Source organism: Microbulbifer mixtoriginis (SeqCode) (assembly GCF_052467945.1).
This window is the reverse complement of the sequence record NZ_CP174328.1, coordinates 753786-771399: the sequence shown is the minus strand read 5'-3', so window position 1 is coordinate 771399 and position 17614 is coordinate 753786. Positions and strand designations below refer to the sequence as shown.

The 17614-nt window shown below is 52.4% G+C and carries 15 protein-coding genes; 3 read left to right on the top strand and 12 right to left on the bottom strand.

All coding sequences use genetic code 11. The features are described 5' to 3' along the window. Positions 1-94: 94 nt before the first annotated feature. The 8 genes from ACJJIJ_RS03265 to leuC all read right to left on the bottom strand — a co-directional run bounded on the left by ACJJIJ_RS03265 (position 95) and on the right by leuC (position 11100). Positions 95-706: a phosphoribosylanthranilate isomerase gene (locus tag ACJJIJ_RS03265; RefSeq protein WP_444938630.1), complete on the bottom strand. Its 612-nt coding sequence runs from the start codon at positions 704-706 to the stop codon at positions 95-97. Between the two features lie 137 nt (positions 707-843). After that, positions 844-1737 (bottom strand): tRNA pseudouridine(38-40) synthase TruA, encoded by an 894-nt coding sequence (truA, locus tag ACJJIJ_RS03260; RefSeq protein WP_444938629.1) that lies wholly within the window; start codon positions 1735-1737, stop codon positions 844-846. Positions 1738-1900: 163 nt separating this feature from the next. After that, positions 1901-5329, bottom strand: coding sequence for a motility hub landmark protein FimV (locus ACJJIJ_RS03255; RefSeq protein WP_444938628.1), 3429 nt, complete (start codon positions 5327-5329; stop codon positions 1901-1903). A gap of 197 nt (positions 5330-5526) precedes the next feature. After that, on the bottom strand, positions 5527-6522 hold the full coding sequence (locus ACJJIJ_RS03250; RefSeq protein WP_252085161.1) for an Asd/ArgC dimerization domain-containing protein: 996 nt from the start codon (positions 6520-6522) through the stop codon (positions 5527-5529). Positions 6523-6712: 190 nt separating this feature from the next. Next, positions 6713-7828: an aspartate-semialdehyde dehydrogenase gene (gene asd / locus ACJJIJ_RS03245; RefSeq protein ID WP_444938627.1), complete on the bottom strand. Its 1116-nt coding sequence runs from the start codon at positions 7826-7828 to the stop codon at positions 6713-6715. Between the two features lie 87 nt (positions 7829-7915). Continuing rightward, a complete protein-coding gene (leuB, locus tag ACJJIJ_RS03240; RefSeq protein WP_444939558.1) occupies positions 7916-8974 on the bottom strand; it encodes a 3-isopropylmalate dehydrogenase in 1059 nt (352 codons plus the stop codon). Between the two features lie 30 nt (positions 8975-9004). Then, a complete protein-coding gene (gene leuD / locus ACJJIJ_RS03235; protein ID WP_444938626.1) occupies positions 9005-9652 on the bottom strand; it encodes a 3-isopropylmalate dehydratase small subunit in 648 nt (215 codons plus the stop codon). Next, complete coding sequence (leuC, locus tag ACJJIJ_RS03230; RefSeq protein WP_444885613.1) at positions 9652-11100, bottom strand: 3-isopropylmalate dehydratase large subunit; 1449 nt, start codon at positions 11098-11100, stop codon at positions 9652-9654. The genes leuD and leuC overlap by 1 nt, the downstream gene beginning before the upstream one ends. A gap of 154 nt (positions 11101-11254) precedes the next feature. On the opposite strand from leuC, the gene ACJJIJ_RS03225 reads away from it, so the two are divergent. The 3 genes from ACJJIJ_RS03225 (at position 11255) to ACJJIJ_RS03215 (ending at position 14365) form a co-directional block, all read left to right on the top strand. After that, positions 11255-12127 (top strand): LysR family transcriptional regulator, encoded by an 873-nt coding sequence (locus ACJJIJ_RS03225; protein ID WP_252085156.1) that lies wholly within the window; start codon positions 11255-11257, stop codon positions 12125-12127. Between the two features lie 210 nt (positions 12128-12337). Continuing rightward, a complete protein-coding gene (locus ACJJIJ_RS03220; protein WP_444885614.1) occupies positions 12338-13075 on the top strand; it encodes a TIGR04219 family outer membrane beta-barrel protein in 738 nt (245 codons plus the stop codon). A gap of 237 nt (positions 13076-13312) precedes the next feature. Next, a complete protein-coding gene (locus ACJJIJ_RS03215) occupies positions 13313-14365 on the top strand; it encodes an NAD(P)H-dependent flavin oxidoreductase (protein ID WP_444898719.1) in 1053 nt (350 codons plus the stop codon). Positions 14366-14886: 521 nt separating this feature from the next. On the opposite strand, the gene ACJJIJ_RS03210 is transcribed toward ACJJIJ_RS03215, so the two are convergent. The 4 genes from ACJJIJ_RS03210 to ACJJIJ_RS03195 all read right to left on the bottom strand — a co-directional run bounded on the left by ACJJIJ_RS03210 (position 14887) and on the right by ACJJIJ_RS03195 (position 17595). Then, complete coding sequence (locus ACJJIJ_RS03210) at positions 14887-15645, bottom strand: sporulation protein (protein ID WP_444938625.1); 759 nt, start codon at positions 15643-15645, stop codon at positions 14887-14889. A gap of 169 nt (positions 15646-15814) precedes the next feature. After that, the gene (locus ACJJIJ_RS03205) at positions 15815-16153 is read right to left on the bottom strand and encodes a hypothetical protein (protein ID WP_444938624.1); all 339 of its coding nucleotides are present in this window, start codon (positions 16151-16153) and stop codon (positions 15815-15817) included. A 170-nt stretch (positions 16154-16323) separates the two neighbouring features. Beyond that, complete coding sequence (locus ACJJIJ_RS03200; protein ID WP_444938623.1) at positions 16324-16695, bottom strand: VOC family protein; 372 nt, start codon at positions 16693-16695, stop codon at positions 16324-16326. 378 nt (positions 16696-17073) lie between these two features. Next, the gene (locus ACJJIJ_RS03195; RefSeq protein WP_444938622.1) at positions 17074-17595 is read right to left on the bottom strand and encodes a P-loop NTPase family protein; all 522 of its coding nucleotides are present in this window, start codon (positions 17593-17595) and stop codon (positions 17074-17076) included. Between the last annotated feature and the right edge of the window lie 19 nt (positions 17596-17614).

The following is a 17614-nucleotide window of genomic DNA, read 5'->3' as shown; positions in this document are numbered from 1 at the left end:
CGCAGATGCGTGGATCTGCTGGTATTTACTGGCTCGCGCCGACATTGCCGGCAGCGACACATTCTTGTGGCGCTAAAATATTCTGTCTCGCCAGCTAGTTGTTCTTAGCTGCACGAATAAAAGCACTCACTTTTTGTCGGTCCTTGATACCCGGCGCCTGCTCTACGCCGCCGCTGACATCCACGCCCAGAGGCCGCGCTGCCGATATTGCTGCAGCAACATTATCCGCTGTCAGTCCACCGGCAAGCACTATGGACCGGCCGCTTTCCTGAGGAACTCTATCCCAGTCAAAAGTCTCACCGGTACCACCGGGAACACCAGGGCGATAGGCATCCAGTAAAAACCCGCGCGCTTTGGGGTGCTCCTGCATTACTGCGACAACATCCAAGCCCTCCTTCATACGCAGGGCCTTGATATAGGGCCGGCGAAACTGTTCGCAGTAACGGGCAGCTTCCTCACCGTGAAATTGCAATAAATTAAGAGGAACCAACCCCAAAGTCTGGTCCACTTCACTCTGGGCAGCATCCACAAACAGGCCGGTCAGGGTAACAAAGGGAGGAACCGCCTCGGCAATCACTGCCGCAACCTGCGGATCGATATAGCGGGGACTCGCCTTGTAGAAAACCAATCCCAGTGCATCCGCACCGGCATCAATCGCCATCAGGGCATCTTCTACACGGGTGATGCCGCAAATTTTCACTTGCATCGCTTAACCTGGAGCCAGCCGAGCGGCCAACAAAAATGAGGGAACGCTGGATACTAGCAGATTGACACCGGGGGCGAAACGCGTGCTATTCAAGTGGCGTAGCAGCCTCACGGCTGCATCGGAAGCAAAAGCTAGTGTTAAGGCTGTGCAAGTGAGCCGAGCGGCAGAGGCACCAGCAGAGGACCCGGATCACAGCTAGGCAACTGAAACTCCTTCGGGTATTGCACATCCACCAGATACAAACCAAATGGCGGCGCGGTAACTCCACCCGCGGAGCGGTCGCGCTTCTCCAGCACTTCTCCTACCCAACTCGAGCTGCGCTCACCCCGGCCCACCGCCATCAGCACACCGGTAATATTGCGCACCATATGATGCAAGAACGCATTGGCGCTCACTTCCAGCACGATCAGCTGGCCAACACGGGCAATATCCAAGCGGGTAATTTCCCGCACAGGGCTTTTGGCCTGACACTGGGAAGCGCGGAAACTGGTGAAATCCTGGCGGCCAATCAAGTGCTTCGCCCCCTCGCGCATGGCATTCAGATCCAGCGGGTGCTGGGTCCAGGTCACCTCTGACGAGCTGTGCGCCGAGCGGGTCGGGGCACTGTGAATCAAATAGCGATAAGTCCGCGCATGGGCGGAAAAACGCGCATGAAATTGCGCCGGCATCTCACGAACCCAGCGCACACGCACAGAATCCGGTAACTTGGTATTCACCCCTTGAACCCAGGCGCGCTCCGGGCGCTGGGCACGGGTATCGAAATGAATCACCTGATTGGTGGCATGCACACCGGCATCAGTTCGCCCAGCACAGACCAGGGTGACCGGCTCTGCCGCAATATTTGACAGGGCACGCTCCAGGTGGGCCTGCACAGTTTCCGCCGCTGACTTCTGCTTTTGAAAACCGTGTAACCGCGCACCGCAGTACTCAACTCCCAGCGCAATACGACGCAACCCCTCGGGCAGTTGCTCGCCAGGGGGAACTTCGCCATTGGCCTTGTAAATATATTCGCGTTCAATTGCCTGCGTCATAACGGCAAAATTACTCTATTGATGCCACCTCAAAGTCGAGGAGAGCGTAAAAAAGCAAAATCCAACAATCTGGATATAAACTGGGGGAAACCGGGAATTCTCCGACAACATAAAAAAACCTCGCAACCAGTGCGAGGTTTTTTCAGGCGGAGTTGAGAAGCGCTTAAACCATGCGCTCCAACAACTCCTCTGCGCGACTCTTATGCTCGCCGCCGCCATCCTGGGCCACTTCTTTGAGAATATCCTTGGCGCCCTCTTTGTCACCCATATCCATATAGGCCTGGGCCAGCTCCAGCTTGGTGCCCATCTCATCGCCGCCTTCGAGTAGGCTCAGTTCGGAGTTGAGATCATTTTCCAAGTTGAAATCCAAGCCGGCAAATTCAGACTCGGTCTCCTGCTGCTGAGTGGCAACAGCCTCATCCGCTTGCTGCTGGGACACTTGCTCAGGGAGTCCCTGAGCTTGGTCTGCCATAGCCTCCAACCCCAAGTCACTTTCGAGGTCCAGACCGGAAGACAGATCCCCATCGGTGGACTCGTCAATCAGGGCCAGCTCCTCCTCGAGAGAAAACTCTTCTTCCACTGAAGCCTCATCGAGAGACAGCTCCTCTCCAGTCGCTTCCAGAGAGGCCATATCAAAATCGAGATCCTCTTCCTGGGGCAGGCTATTGGGCACAGTCGTATCCGCTACAGCGGCGCCATCTTCACTCTGCAGAGATTCAGTAGAGGCAAGGTCCCCGGCAATATCATCGAGATTAATACTATCGAGGTCCAGTTCCCCATCGAGCTCTGAACCAATCATATCCAGGTCACTCTCGGAGAAAGTCTCCAGTGAGAGCTCATCTTCGCTACCCGCGCTGGACGTAATATCGAGATCAGCCTCCAGAGAGTCCAGTTCCTGGGTCTCAAGGCTCTCCTCAATTGCCAGGGCCTCATCGGCTTGCGACTCTTGCGCGGCCTCTTCCATCATGGAGAGATCCAACTCGAAGTCCAGACCACCAATGGAACCACCGGACTTCGCCTTGTCAGCCGCTACTGCAGCCTCTTCAGGCTCCGCTACCAGCTCGTCGGCACCCACCTCATGGCTCTCAGCGCTATCCAGCGCCAGGGAATCAAGATCCAATTCTGAGGTATCGAAATCAATTGGCGCCAAGTCTGACGCATTCTCGGCGGCAACTTCCTCTACTGGCGAGTCTTGCAATGCCAATTCCGAAGTTTCACCTGTATTCAGATCGCCGAGATCCAACTCACCAAGATCGAGGTCGTCGAGGTTTAGTTCTTCATTATTGTTGGACGCCAGCTGGGAACCATCCTGCTCACTGTCAAAAGCACCATCGAGATCCAGGTCATCAAGGTTGAACTCATTGTCCAGATCGAGGGATTCACCCGCCTCCAGCGCAGGTTCTGTAAAACTATCCTCCAAATCAAGAGACAGTTCTTCAGAGGCTAATTCGCCATCTGCTTTCTCACTATCCAGCTTCTCACCATCCTGGGAGAGATCCATGGTGAGGTCGTCAAGCAGTGAATTGTCGCCATTAAAATCGTCTATAGAGGACTGGGCCGGTTCTGCTGCGGAGAAATCCTGATCCAGTGCAGCACCGATATCATCCAGTTGCGCCGCTTCCAGAGACTCGCTGGAAAAATCCATCGCCGGGGCTTCAAAGTCTGGAGCATCAGCAATAGTTTCACGCAGGCGCGCGGCGCGGTCGGCCGCAGGGCCATCGCTGATAGCCAGCAATTGGATGTAGTGATCGTCGAACTTCTCAACGTCCTGATTGTGGGCGTAAACTTCCATCAACATCAGGCGTGCATCTACCACCTGGGGATCTTTTTCCAGGCCCAGCAGCAATTTACTTTCTGCCTCTTCGTACTGCCCAAGGGACAGGTGAATCTCGGCCTCGGAGATGGGGTCATCGGTGCCCACATCACCCAGATCGCCGAGATCGAAAGCGTTATCGGCTTCCATGCTCTCTACGGCAGCCAATGTCTCATCCGCTTCAGCGGTCTCTTCCGGCATCACCTGCAGAGATTCCTCTGCGGCCAACTGTTGCTCCAGTTGCTGCTCTGCTTCTTGCTCAGCCTGGCGACGACGCCAAGTAAAGAAGCCAAACAGGCCCACTAGCAAACCCGCGGCACCGATGCCGACCAGTTGCATATTGTCGCCAAGCTTCTCCATCAGGCTGGGCTCGGGCTGGGTCTGAACAGACACTACGCGATTGCGCGACTGCGGTTCAGTTTCAGCGACCTGCATATCATTCTGTTCTGTTGCGTCATCCAGAGACTCAGCGGCGAGGGACTCATCCAGCTGCGTCTCGTCACTCCCCAGCGTATTATCTGCCAGCTCAGCGCTGTCAATATCACTGGTATCAAGGAGCGGATCAGACAATTCGGCTGCGGCTTGCACCGCAAGCATCTCCTCATTGGAAACCTCTACCAAGGCCTCCATGGTATCGATCTGCTCATCGAGTTCGGCGATACGCTCGCGCAGCTCGGTATTTTCCAGCTGCGATTTATCCAGCTCTTCCTCGGCCACGGTCAGATTGCCTTCCAGCGCCTCGCTGTCTTCTGCACCGCTTCCGGAACCCGAAATTACAGACTCATTGTCGCCGGGCGCAGTCAGGCTGACACGCCCCTCAACCTCATTGCTGACAATGCGTTCTTCCTCTACCGGGCGTGCATCCAGCGGCGCGCCCGTGGCGACTTCCTCAACACCGCTGCGTTGGCGCCAGGAATCATTCTGTTGTGCGACCTCTGAGATTGCCTCGGTGAGGCTCAGGCTGCGCAGATCCTCACTGTTTGGCAGACGCAGCACAGCACCTTTTTTCAACAGGTTAATATTGCCGTTGATAAAAGCTTCCGGGTTCAGGCGCTGAATCGCCAACATAGTTTGCTGAACGGAAAAATCACGACTCACACGATTTTCCAGGGCGATCTCCCACAGGGTATCGGCAGAGGAAACCGGACCGTAAACTTGGCTGCTGTCGCCGCTATCTGTGGCAGCGCGCTGCGGCTGACGGCGCACAGGCTCGGGCTGTTGCGCCGCCGGCGTTTCTGCGGGCTGCTCCACTTCAGGCTGGGCAACCGGTTGCTGGGCAGGCTGTACCGGGCGCGGCGCGGGCCTCTGCACCTGGGTGTCGCGGCGTACCTGCTGGCGCTCGCGCTCAGCGGCGCGCACCGGCTGTTGGGCGCTGTTTGGTGAAAACGCCGGCAGGTCCATTAATAGGGTGTATTCACGCAGTAAGCGGCCACTGGGCCAGCGGGTTTCCACCAGGAAATTCAGGAAAGGCTCGCGGATTGGTTCGCGGCTGGTAATACGGACCACCGGCTTGCCACCGGAGTAATCCACATCAAAACGCAGTGAAGTGAGTAGGTAAGAGCGTTCCACACCTGCGCGGTCAAATTCATCCGGCCCCGCGAGGCGCACTTTGATCTCAGCATCGTCCAGGCCGCGGGTTTGCAGCAGGCCAATTTCCGCATCGAGTGGCTGATTAAGGGTGGAGTTGAGTTTGATCTCCCCCAGTCCGAGCGCCAGAGCCGCATTGCTTCCCAGTGCACCGACTAGACCAACTGCAAGTGCCAACTTACGCACACGCATATCCGATTCCCTTTATTGTTAGAATCTTCCCAGGGCATCTGAAAAGCGCGCCTTCAGAAAATCCCCATTACTGAACAGTAATCGTTCGACTATTTGACCGCCGTGCAGGCGGCCACCAACCTTGGCGATTATTTCGCCATTTGCAGCCGGACCAAAGTTAAGATAACACCTTCACTATGGCGGCTAAGTATTAAGTATCAGTAGTTTTTTAGCAACAAGTGAGCAATTTGTGCACAGTTCATTGCAACGTCTTTGCGCAGATTATCCGACACCGCACAAAGATTTATCTGACGCTTGCCCAAAAGGCTTTGCCGCAGGCGACCGATGATTGTCACGTCACTGCCCACAGCGTTTTCCGCCGAGGGTTGCTCTGCCAACTGAAGGCGCACACCATTGGCTAACAATGCGCGTATTTTTTCCAGGTCCACGTCTTCGCGTAAAACGATACCCAAATTGGCCAGCTGCCCGTGAAACACAGAAACGGTGTTAATGCTGGCATCCACCGCAACGTTATCGCCGAGCAAACGGCGCAAATCGTGTATCAACGTCAGTTCGCCGAGCGTGTGGCCACTGGCGAGCAGGGCTTCACTGGCACTGAGCTGATTAAACGCGAGGCGGTGCCCAATGGCGGGGTCGACTTCCGCTTCCTGACCGCTGAACATACGCGCTGTCTGCGCCGCTGTGGCATCGATGGCGGCTTTACCCAGTGCAGATACAGGCTGATTGAGTTGCACCTGTACACCCTGCAGTTGTTCTGCCAGTGGAAATAGCGCTTCGGCTACCATGGCCGCACCGGCGCTGGGCAATGCCACCAGACGGCGCTCTGCGTTAGCCAGTTCCGCCGCATTAAATGCCGGATGGATCAGGGCAACGCTCTCATCGCCGCGGGTATTGTTGGCCGCATCCACCACCCAGGCACCACTGTTTTCAGCGCTGGTCATCGCCGCGTTAATGGCATCGCTGGAGTCCAGCAAAATCACCACCTGCCCCTCAGCAAAAGCGAATTTTTCCAGGGCTTGTACAGAGATACTGCGATTGGCGAACACCTGGGGGTCCACTTCGCGCTCCTCGCTCTCCAGCAAACACAGCTGCTCGGCGGTAATAATTTCCCGCTCCTCCAGGATTTCAAGCAGAGGGGCAAAGGCGGCGTTATCAACACCGACGATGACCAATTCGCGGGCGGCTTCGGACATGGCTATTCACTTCGTTGAGTTGGAAAGGAAAAATGAGGGGGCGATTATACCCGTGGGGAAAAATCGAAAAAGCCGCTATGACAACCAGTAGCGGCTTTTTACTTGATGGGGTTCACAGCTTGGCAAAATGTCCTCTATTAACAAACGCTGCAACATGCGCCTCTGGAGCACTTACACCAAGCTGTACCAGTTACAGCTTACCCAGCAAAATCAGCAGAATACGACGCAGCGGTTCGGCTGCCCCCCAGAGTAATTGGTCGCCCACGGTAAAGGCGTTCAGATACTCTGGACCCATGCTTAACTTGCGCAGGCGCCCCACTGGGATATCCAGCTTGCCAGTCACCGCTGTGGGCGTCAGCTGCTGCAGAGTGGCTTCGCGCTCATTGGGTACCACATTGACCCAATCATTAGCGCTGTCCAGCAACTGCTCTATTTCTGTTAGCGGCAAATCTTTTTTCAGCTTCATAGTAAAAGCCTGGCTGTGGCAGCGCATTGCGCCGATACGCACACAGGTACCATCCACCGGAATTGGACTCTGGGTTTGCAGAATTTTGTTGGCTTCCACCTGGGCCTTCCACTCCTCACGGCTCTGGCCATTCTCCAACTGAGTATCAATCCAGGGCAACAGGCTGCCGGCCAGAGGCGCGCCAAATTGCGCAGTGGGGAAATCTGCCGAACGCATGTCCGCAACCACCTTGCGATCGATATCCAAAATGGCGCTGGCAGGGTTTTCCAGCTCTGCTGCCACGCCGTCGCGGATCGCACCCATCTGTGTAATCAGCTCACGCATATTCTTGGCGCCGGCACCGCTGGCGGCCTGGTAGGTCATGGCACTCACCCACTCCACCAGACCGGCCTTGAACAGTCCGCCCAGAGCCATCAGCATCAGACTGACAGTGCAGTTGCCGCCGATAAAATTCTTCTGCCCGACAGCAATTGCGCGGTCGATCACATCGCGGTTGACCGGGTCCAGTACGATTACCGCGTCTTCCTGCATACGCAAGCTGGATGCCGCATCGATCCAATAGCCCTGCCAGCCGGCCTCGCGCAGGCGAGGGAAAACCTCTTTGGTGTAATCACCGCCCTGGCAACTGACAATGGCATCCAGCCCTGCCAGCGCATCAATATCGTAGGCATCTCCAAGTGGCGGCAGATCGCGGCCAATATCCGGCGCCTTGCCGCCAGCATTAGAGGTGGAGAAGAAAATCGGTTCAGCGATATGCGCAAAGTCGTCCTCGGCGCTCATGCGTTCCAGTAATACCGAGCCGACCATTCCACGCCAGCCGATAAAACCTATTTTCTGCATTGCTTTGTCCTGTTAGTGATGTGATCAGCGTGCGCCACCGAGAAAGCGGCGCGATAGTAAAAAAGGTAAATGTGTGACGCCGCGTGCTTACAGCGCGGCGACAACAGCGGCACCCATCTCCGCTGTGGAAACTTTACGGCAACCTTCTGTGTAAATATCAGCGGTACGCAGCCCCTGTTCCAGTACCTCACTTACCGCAGCCTCAATGGCATCCGCCGCCTCCCCCATATTCAGGGAGTAACGCAACATCATCGCCGCAGACAGGATAGTGGCCAGGGGGTTGGCAATGCCCTGCCCGGCAATATCCGGGGCGGAGCCATGACAGGGTTCATACAGACCAAAACCATTTTCGTTCAGGGAGGCAGAAGGCAGCATTCCGATAGAACCGGTGAGCATGGCAGCGGCATCGGAGAGGATATCACCGAACATATTGCCGGTTACCATGACATCGAACTGCTTGGGAGCACGCACCAACTGCATCGCGGCATTGTCAACGTACATATGCGACAGCTCCACATCCGGATACTCCGGCGCCAGGCGGTCCAGCACTTCGCGCCAGAGCACGGTGACTTCCAGTACATTCGCTTTATCGACGGAGCAGAGCTTGCCATTGCGCTTTTGCGCCGCTTCAAATGCGGAGCGCGCGATACGCTCGATTTCCGATTCGCTGTACACGTAGGTGTTGTAACCCTGGCGCTCACCATTTTCCAGGGTGCGAATTCCGCGGGGTTCACCAAAATAAATTCCACCGGTGAGTTCGCGCACAATCAGAATATCCAGCCCAGCCACCACTTCGGGCTTGAGCGAAGAGGCGTCGGCCAGTTGCGGATAGAGAATGGCCGGGCGCAGATTGGCATAGAGACCGAGCCCGCTGCGAATTTTCAGCAACCCCTTTTCCGGACGAATTTCACGCGCCAGGGTATCCCACTGGGGCCCACCGACAGCGCCGAGCAATACCGCATCACATTCGCCTGCGGCCTTGAGCGTTTCGTCGGTTAGGGGCTCGCCATGCGCATCGATGGAGGCACCACCAATCAGACCCTGCTCAAAAATAAGGCCCAAATGGTATTTACCGGATACGACCTCCAGCACTGCCATGGCCTGTTCAACAATTTCCGGGCCAATGCCGTCACCCGGCAAGATCATCACTTTCTTTGTCACAGGAGTTTCCTTTAATTATTGAACCGCATCGAAAAGCCACGGGGCTTTTTCTCGTCGGGCCGCCTCATAGGAGCGGATATCATCAGCGTGCTCCAGGGTCAGGCCGATATGATCGAGGCCATTGATCAGACAGTGCTTGTGGAAGGCATCCACCTCAAAGGCAATCGCCTCACCACAGGGCTTATGTATATGCTGCTGCTCAAGATCGACCGTAAGCGTGTAACCTTCCTGTGCGTGAGTTTCCTCGAACAGGCGGTGCACGACTTCTTCTGGCAAAACGATTGGCAGCAACCCATTTTTAAAGCAGTTGTTAAAGAAAATATCGGCAAAGCTGGGTGCAATGATTGCGCGAAAACCGTGGTCTTCCAGCGCCCAGGGGGCGTGCTCACGGCTGGAGCCGCAGCCAAAATTTTCCCGCGCCAGCAGCACCGAGCCCCCCTCATAACGGGGGAAGTTCAGAGGAAAATCCGGGTTGATCGGGCGGTTCGAGCAATCCTGGCCGGGAAAACCCTCATCCAGATAGCGCAATTCATCAAACAGATTGGGGCCGAAGCCAGTGCGCTTGATAGACTTCAGAAACTGCTTGGGAATAATCAGATCCGTATCCACATTGGCGCGATCCATAGGCACCACGATGCCCTGGTGCTGGGTAAATGCTCTCATCAGGCCATCTCCTCTTGCGCTTGCACTGGTGCCATCTCACGCACATCAACAAAGTGTCCGGCAATCGCCGCCGCAGCTGCCATCGCTGGGCTAACCAGATGCGTGCGACCGCCGTAACCCTGACGCCCTTCAAAGTTGCGATTGGAAGTGGAGGCGCAGTGCTCTCCAGCTCCTAATTTGTCCGCATTCATTGCCAGACACATAGAACAGGAGGGCTCGCGCCACTCGAAACCGGCTTCGACAAAAATTTCGTGCAGCCCCTCGCGCTCCGCCTGGGCCTTGACCGCCTGGGAGCCCGGTACAATCAATACCTGCTTAACACTATCGGCCTTGCTGCGGCCCTTGGCTACAGCGGCTGCTGCGCGCAGGTCTTCAATACGGGAATTGGTACAGGAGCCGATAAAGACGCGGTCGAGGCGAATATCACTGATCTTCTGCCCGGCACTCAGACCCATATACTCTAAAGCTCTCAGCATGCCGGTACTCTTGGTGGCATCGGTTTCGGCGGCGGGGTCCGGCACACTGGCGCTGATGGGCACAACCATTTCCGGCGAAGTCCCCCAGCTCACCTGGGGCTCAATTTCCTCACCTTGTAGTACTACAACCTGATCAAAATCCGCATCGTCATCGGAGTGCAGATGACGCCAGGCCTCAACTGCCCGATTCCACTGTTCGCCTTTTGGCGCGTAGGGCTTGCCTTTCACGTAATCGAGGGTGATCTGGTCTACCGCCACCATGCCCGCGCGGGCACCGGCTTCGATGGCCATATTGCACACGGTCATGCGACCTTCCATGGACATCTTGCGGATGACTTCGCCACCGAACTCGATGGCATAGCCGGTACCACCGGCAGTACCGATCTTGCCGATAATCGCCAGTACCACATCTTTGGCAGTAACACCGGGAAGCAGAGTCCCATCCACACGCACCAGCATATTCTTCATCTTGCGCTGGATCAGGCACTGAGTGGCCATTACATGCTCCACCTCTGAGGTGCCAATACCGTGGGCCAAAGCCCCCAGAGCACCATGAGTAGAGGTGTGGGAATCACCGCATACTACCGTCATCCCCGGTAGAGTGGCGCCGGTTTCCGGGCCAATCACATGCACAATACCCTGCCCCGGCTCGTTGATACCGAACTGCACCACATCGAAATCCCGGCAGTTCTCATCCAGGGTCTGCACCTGAATACGGGAGATATCATCGCGGATACCACTGACACCGGCGGCGCGTTCAGCGCTTTCGGATGGCACATTGTGATCGGGAGTAGCGACCAGGGAGTCCCTGCGCCAGGGTTTGCGGCCAGCCAGGCGCAGCCCTTCAAAGGCCTGGGGGGAAGTCACCTCATGAATCAGATGACGGTCGATATATATCAGTGCGGAGCCATCGTCACGGGTCTTGATCAGGTGGTCCTGCCAGAGTTTGTCGTAGAGTGTTTGCCCTGCCACAGCCGTTCCTCTCAATAATTGTAACCCCGAGTCTAACTAGGCCTGGAAAATAACACCAATTTATATTTATTATTCAATCTATTCCTTTATGGAATTTGAACTTTACTCTGAGGCGCTACCGTGGCCAGAGTTCCCTTATTAGGAGGTATACCGATTGGAAATTCAGTGGTTGAGGGCATTCCTGGCAATTGCCGAGCAGGGCTCGGTATCCGGGGCTGCAGAACAGCTGCACCTGACCCAGCCCGCGGCTAGTAAGCGCCTCGCAGCCCTGGAGCAGCAGTTGCAGGCCCCGCTGTTTGACCGCATCGGCCGGCGCCTGCAACTAACCGATGCCGGGCGCGCCCTACTGCCCCGCGCTCGCCATATCCTCAACGAAATCAGCGATACCGAGCAGGAGTTGCGCGCCCTTGGCAATAATGTCAGCGGCAGCCTGCGTATCGCCACCAGCCACCATGTGGGCCTGCACCATCTGCCGCCAGTGCTGAAGGAATTCAGCAATCGCTACCCACAGGTTGCCCTGGATATCGACTTTGTAGATTCTGAGCAGGCCTACGAAGCCCTAATGGCCGCCAAGTACGAACTGGCCGTAGTTACCCTGGCCCTCAAGGATTACCCCCACCTAAACGCACAAGTCATCTGGCCAGACCCTTGTGTGGTAGTGGCTGCACCCGGCCACCCACTCACCAGAATCCCTGAGCTGGAACTGGCTGACCTAGCCAACTACCCCGCGATCTTGCCGGATCTCAACACCTATACCGGGCGGCTGATCAAGCGGGAGTTCGACGCCTTGGGCTTAAAGCTCACCGCCAAGCTCGCCACCAATTTTTTGGAGACGATCAAAATGATGGCCTGTGTCGGACTGGGCTGGAGCGTTTTACCCCAAACCTTGGTGGATGAGAGTTTGGCGGTATTACCGGTAAAAAAATTGCAGGTCCTGCGTAACCTCGGCGTAATCAGCCATCGTGGCCGCACGCTCAGCAATGCTGCCAGCGCACTGCAGCAGATGCTTTTTGAAGCAAACCCGTGAATTTCTATTTGGCAATTGGTTGATCGAGATTCCTTCTAAATTCATGCCACTTTTCTGACATGACTTCACACTTTTTCAAGGAAACAGAAACATCTTATAAACGTCAGTTCGCTCTATTGGCCGACAAATTTGTAAAAATGTGCAACTTACAGCAACAGAAAAAAAATAACCCTGTACACTCCGCGACAAATTTATCACGGAGAGAAGCTCATGAAGAAATCTGCTATTGCACTGTGCGCCCTTCTCGGCAGCGCTACCGCCAACGCGGATACAGTTCTCGGTTTTGATGCCAGCATCGGTGCCTGGCTGCCAAATTACAACGGGGATATTGGTAAAGATGATTTCAATGTAGATGAGCTTTCCCTCAGCGAGGACCACATCACCTTTATCCAGGCCGCACTGGAGCACCCGATCCCCTTAGTACCCAATATCATGCTTGCTCACAGCAATATTGATACCGATGGCAGCGCTGAACTGCAAAGCACTGTGACTTTCGACGATGAAACCTTCCAGATCGGCGCAACCATCAACACCGATCTCGACCTCACCCATACCGACGCCACCTTCTACTACGAAATTCTGGATAACTGGGTAAATCTGGACTTGGGAATTACCGCGCGTAAGTATGACGGTGAGTTTACCGCCATTAGTGAAGACCGCGCCGAAAATATCCAGCTAACTGGCTACCTGCCAATGGCTTACGGAATGGCCCGGTTTGACTTGCCATTTAGCGGCTGGTCCATTATTGCTCAGGGCAATGGCACAGCTTATCGCGGCGATACTCTCACAGATTTCACTGCAAAAGTTCGCTGGGATTTCGTACCTGCTGTGGACCTGGCGATTGAGGCCGGCTACCGCGTAATGACCTTAAACCTCGATGAGCTGGATGACCTGCAAAGCGATATTGAAATCAAAGGGGCCTATATTGGCCTCAACCTGCACCTGTAAGCCCAAGCCCTGAATCATTCCCATCGATTCGCAAATTACTTCCGGCACGCTATAGCTAGCGCGCCGGAATTCCCCTAAGGTGGGTTCATAATTTCGCCCCTTGAGATACCGCAATGCGAAGCACGAACCTCTCTCAACATCACCGCTTAATATCCCGCTAGGTATTCCTGAGGGCCGCAGAAACACAGTAAACTCTCCAGAGTTTCCTTTGAGCATGAACAGCGAGGCGAGCGGGCAGTGCAACCTTTTCTGCAAACACTAGGAATTTCCCACCCCATTCTTCAAGCACCAATGGCCGGTGTATCTACCCCTGAATTGGCTGCGGCCGTCTCCAATGCGGGCGGACTCGGCGCCATCGGGCTCGGCCCCTACTCCCCGCAAAAAGCCGCCGAAAAAATCCAACAAACCCGTGCACTTACTCAGCACCCTTTCAACGTCAATGTCTTTTGTCATCAACCTGCAGTTGCAGATGCCCAACGTGAGGACACCTGGCTCAATTTCCTGGCTCCATATTTCTCAGAATTAGGGGCAACACCTCCACAAACATTACACGAACCCTACCCAAGCTTTCTTGGTAACCGCGAGATGCTTGAGATGCTCCTGCAGGAAAAGCCCGCAGTGGTAAGCTTTCATTTCGGATTGCCCGATCAAGCCACAATCAATGCGTTAAAAAATGCTGGTATCACCCTGATTGCCACCGCTACAACCCCAGAGGAAGCAAAATCCGCAGAAGAAGCGGGAATGGATGCCTTAATTGCTCAAGGTATAGAAGCCGGTGGCCATAGAGGGGTGTTTGTACCTGAGGAAGACCGGGAAATAGGTACACTCGCTTTGGTTCGCCTGCTTTGCTGCCAAAGCAACCTGCCTATTATTGCTGCAGGAGGCATTATGGATGGAGCCGGAATACATGCGGCTCTTTCCCTGGGCGCCAGTGCTGTGCAAATGGGAACCGCATTTATACTTTGCCCAGAGTCCGCCGCTGACGAAAACTACCGAAAAGCACTTAAAAGTGAGCACGCCCATAACACTGCTGTTACTGCGAATATCTCTGGGCGCCCTGCTCGCGGTATCTCCAACCGCTTTTACACTGATCTAAACCACAACGCCCCGACAAGACCTGACTACCCAATCTGCTACAGTGCTGGCAAAGCGCTCGCCAACGCTTCAAGTACAGCAGACAGTGATAGCTTTGCCGTGCAATGGGCCGGCCAGGGAGCCCCTCTATGCCGGGCACTACCCGCAGCAGAGCTGATTACTACCCTGGTGGCCGAACTGGAAGCCACAAAATAAGCTGAAGGGCATCAGCGGGAAAAGATCGCTATCTTATTTCCATCCAGATCGTGGAAATAAGCCCCTCAAAAGGCTCCAGGGTCTCTATGGCCAAGTTCACCTTCGCTCACAGCACCCAAGCTAAGAGCCATAAAATACGATCAACCTCCTTTTTATTTTCGGCTTTAAGAGCAACCATAGTGCCATCACCAAAGTTGGCAGACTCATTATTGAAAGGCACAGTGAGCACGAGTTTCGTAGAGGCGTTGAGAAATCCCCAAAAGACCACTGTACCAGACGCATAAATCTCCTTACCCCCAAGTAAGCTAATTAACCGGCCATAAAAACTGCAGCCGGCTCCAGATTATTGGTACCAAGTGAAATATGTGAAATCACTACAATCACTCCTGTTTAGGGTAATTGACGTAAGATATTGTTTTTAGGAGCAGCGAATCAAAATATAGCCGGGCTATTACCCGGCAACATTTTGTTTATTGCTGATCATCTGAGGCTATCGCCCGAAAGTTACATAACAATCGAGGTCAGCGGGAGAGAATTGCTTCAACCGCAGTTTGAACCTCATTATCACTGGCATTGATACCGAGGCAGAAAGACCGATATTCATCACCGCTCCCGCCAAACCTACGATCAATCTCGACCAGGCAATGAACCATTTCACCATCCAATATAAATGAAAGCTCTATTTCCTTCGCCCCGAAGAAGCCACCGCCCTTAAATTCAATTTCTTGGTAGCACCCAGATTTAGAAGAAAAAGCGCCGCCATTCAAATAGCCCTTTTCAACATCTGTCTTCACCAAATCAAAGCCTTCGCCCTCAATCATTGCAATAATAGACTGCACCACCGGCAAGGGCTTTATTTCCAGGTAATCTCGATCCTTAGGATCAATGGCAAAATCAATATCCAGTGCCGTTTCCAACCAAACCCGACACTGATTCTTTCGAGCCACCAATGCAGTGATGGGTGTCTCGTCGTTTAGTTTGAATTCAAAGGGAATCTCTCTACCCTCACAGGCACCAATGGTAAATGGCTCCATAATTCTTACAGCGCTCAAAATCATGTTGAAATAGCTAGTACCATTGTCATTTTCAACTTTCACTTCGGTACAAAGCTTTAAGTTAATAGCTTCAATCGCCTGTTCAATATCACCCCCCTGAACATGGACATTCCCCGTGATTAGTCCTCCCTGAAATACACTCGCGCTTTCCAGCACCGTATCAACCTTAGCCGCACCAATTCCCAGAGAGGCCTTTAACTTCTGCAACATAATTTCTACCAACAATTAAAACTCATCGACCAATACTAAACACAGTACCTTCGATAAAACAAGCAGGATCACACAAGTGGAGCGCAGCGGCAGAAAAAGTCTTCCTTAGTCTAATAATGATTACACTGCATATTCACTTAAATAAATAACACTTCAAATAAGAATAGAAACCAATGAAAAACTATCATCTACGAATAAAACCGATCATCAGATAAAATAGACTATCAACAACTATCACAACCAAGAAAACGAAAAGGCCATATAAAAATGACCGCCCCCAAGATAAATCAAACTGCAGACGCAACATAAACAAGGGCACGATAAAATACAAAAGCGCTAGCGGAACCAAAAAACGCTTGTCAACTCCAATTATTCCAGCTCCAATATTGGCCAATAAGATCAGTAGTGCTGGCACAAGAACAAAAGCTATAGATACAAACCCATCCAACCCGCGATTTTTACCCCGCTCAAGGAACTTTAACAAGATAAAAACCACACCTGCCGATATCAATACTTGAAGCATAAATTTCTCCACCTATGTATTTAAAAGCAGCATATTGATTGGCTCTTAGCGCACCACAATAAATCCCAATATACATTAGAAAAAATCACTACGGACAATAAAAACGCAGGTAAACCTTTCATATATATGGACAGTGTATTGAATTCATATTAACCCCACAAACATAGCATTTAGTCCGCAGAAGATACACGGATAACATGACCATCAGGATCCTTTACCAAGAAGGTCTCACCAAAGACATCTGTATATAAGTCTTTATATATATTTATCCCAGCATCCGCCTTCCACTCTTTATAAAGCTCTTTCACTTCGGCATCAGTCTCAAGATTAATACCAATCTCTGCAAATCTTGGTGACTCATGCTCTGGAGACTCGCCACCTGACCAAATAGCAAAATCCGCAACCCCATCAACCTTAAAAACTACATATCTAGGGCTTACAAAGTAGGGTTCAAAATTAAATAAATTCTGATAGTATTCAGCAGAGTGCTGTATATCCGAAACATAAATTAACTGTAAATTGGGCTTCCTGATCTTTATCATGAATACATACCTTTAGTTGTGATTCCAAAACATCCGAAATGAACATGTAACAGACAAATCTGCATTAAGGGTACTATAAATACAATGTATACTCTATCTGGAATTATATAGAAATCACATGAAAAAAGGCTCGTTAAATCAACATTTATAAAACATAAGTTAAGGCTCAGAAAATCCAAGCAATCGTTTTCATTAATTTTATAAGTTTCATCACTTTAAAATTCGAAAACTGATAAATGAATATTCCTACTGACCACCTCAGACTTACCCACAGATGCCGATTCAAACTCAACCAGAAGCTTACTGAAGGAATAACTTTTCGATACTTTCAGCATGACCGGATATAGAAATTTTTGTACCACATTACTAGATTATTTATTACACATTTTTCTCAACAAAGCTATTCAATTCAGAAATCGACCGAATAACATACAAATTTTTATTTACCGATAGCTTTTCCAATCTTTGTAAAAATCTATCATTCCAAAATTTTGGGCAGAACTTTAATATTTTGTAGCTCTCAAGCGTTCCCTTTAAAATGGAACTCCCATTAGGCCAGCCTTCTGGTTTCTTAAACAATCCTGTAAAGAGCCGCTTCGTCACCAACCAATAGGTAACAAAGTAAGGTAAATCTATATAGATAAGCGTATCAGCTTCGCTTAAGCGTCTATTAAAAGAATCCAATGAGCTTATTGGCCCAAAGCCTTCAATAATCCACTCTTCGGAAGCGAGAATGCTCCCGTGAGTCTCTTCATAGCTATGAAGATCTACCTCTTGACCACTCTGCTGATATAAAATGGAATCCAAAGCATACAATTTTATACCGGTTACTGACGCTAGCTTTTTACCTAAAGTAGATTTCCCATTAGCTGGCTTACCAAAGATTGCTATTTTTTTCATTCTAGTTCCTTCACCTAGT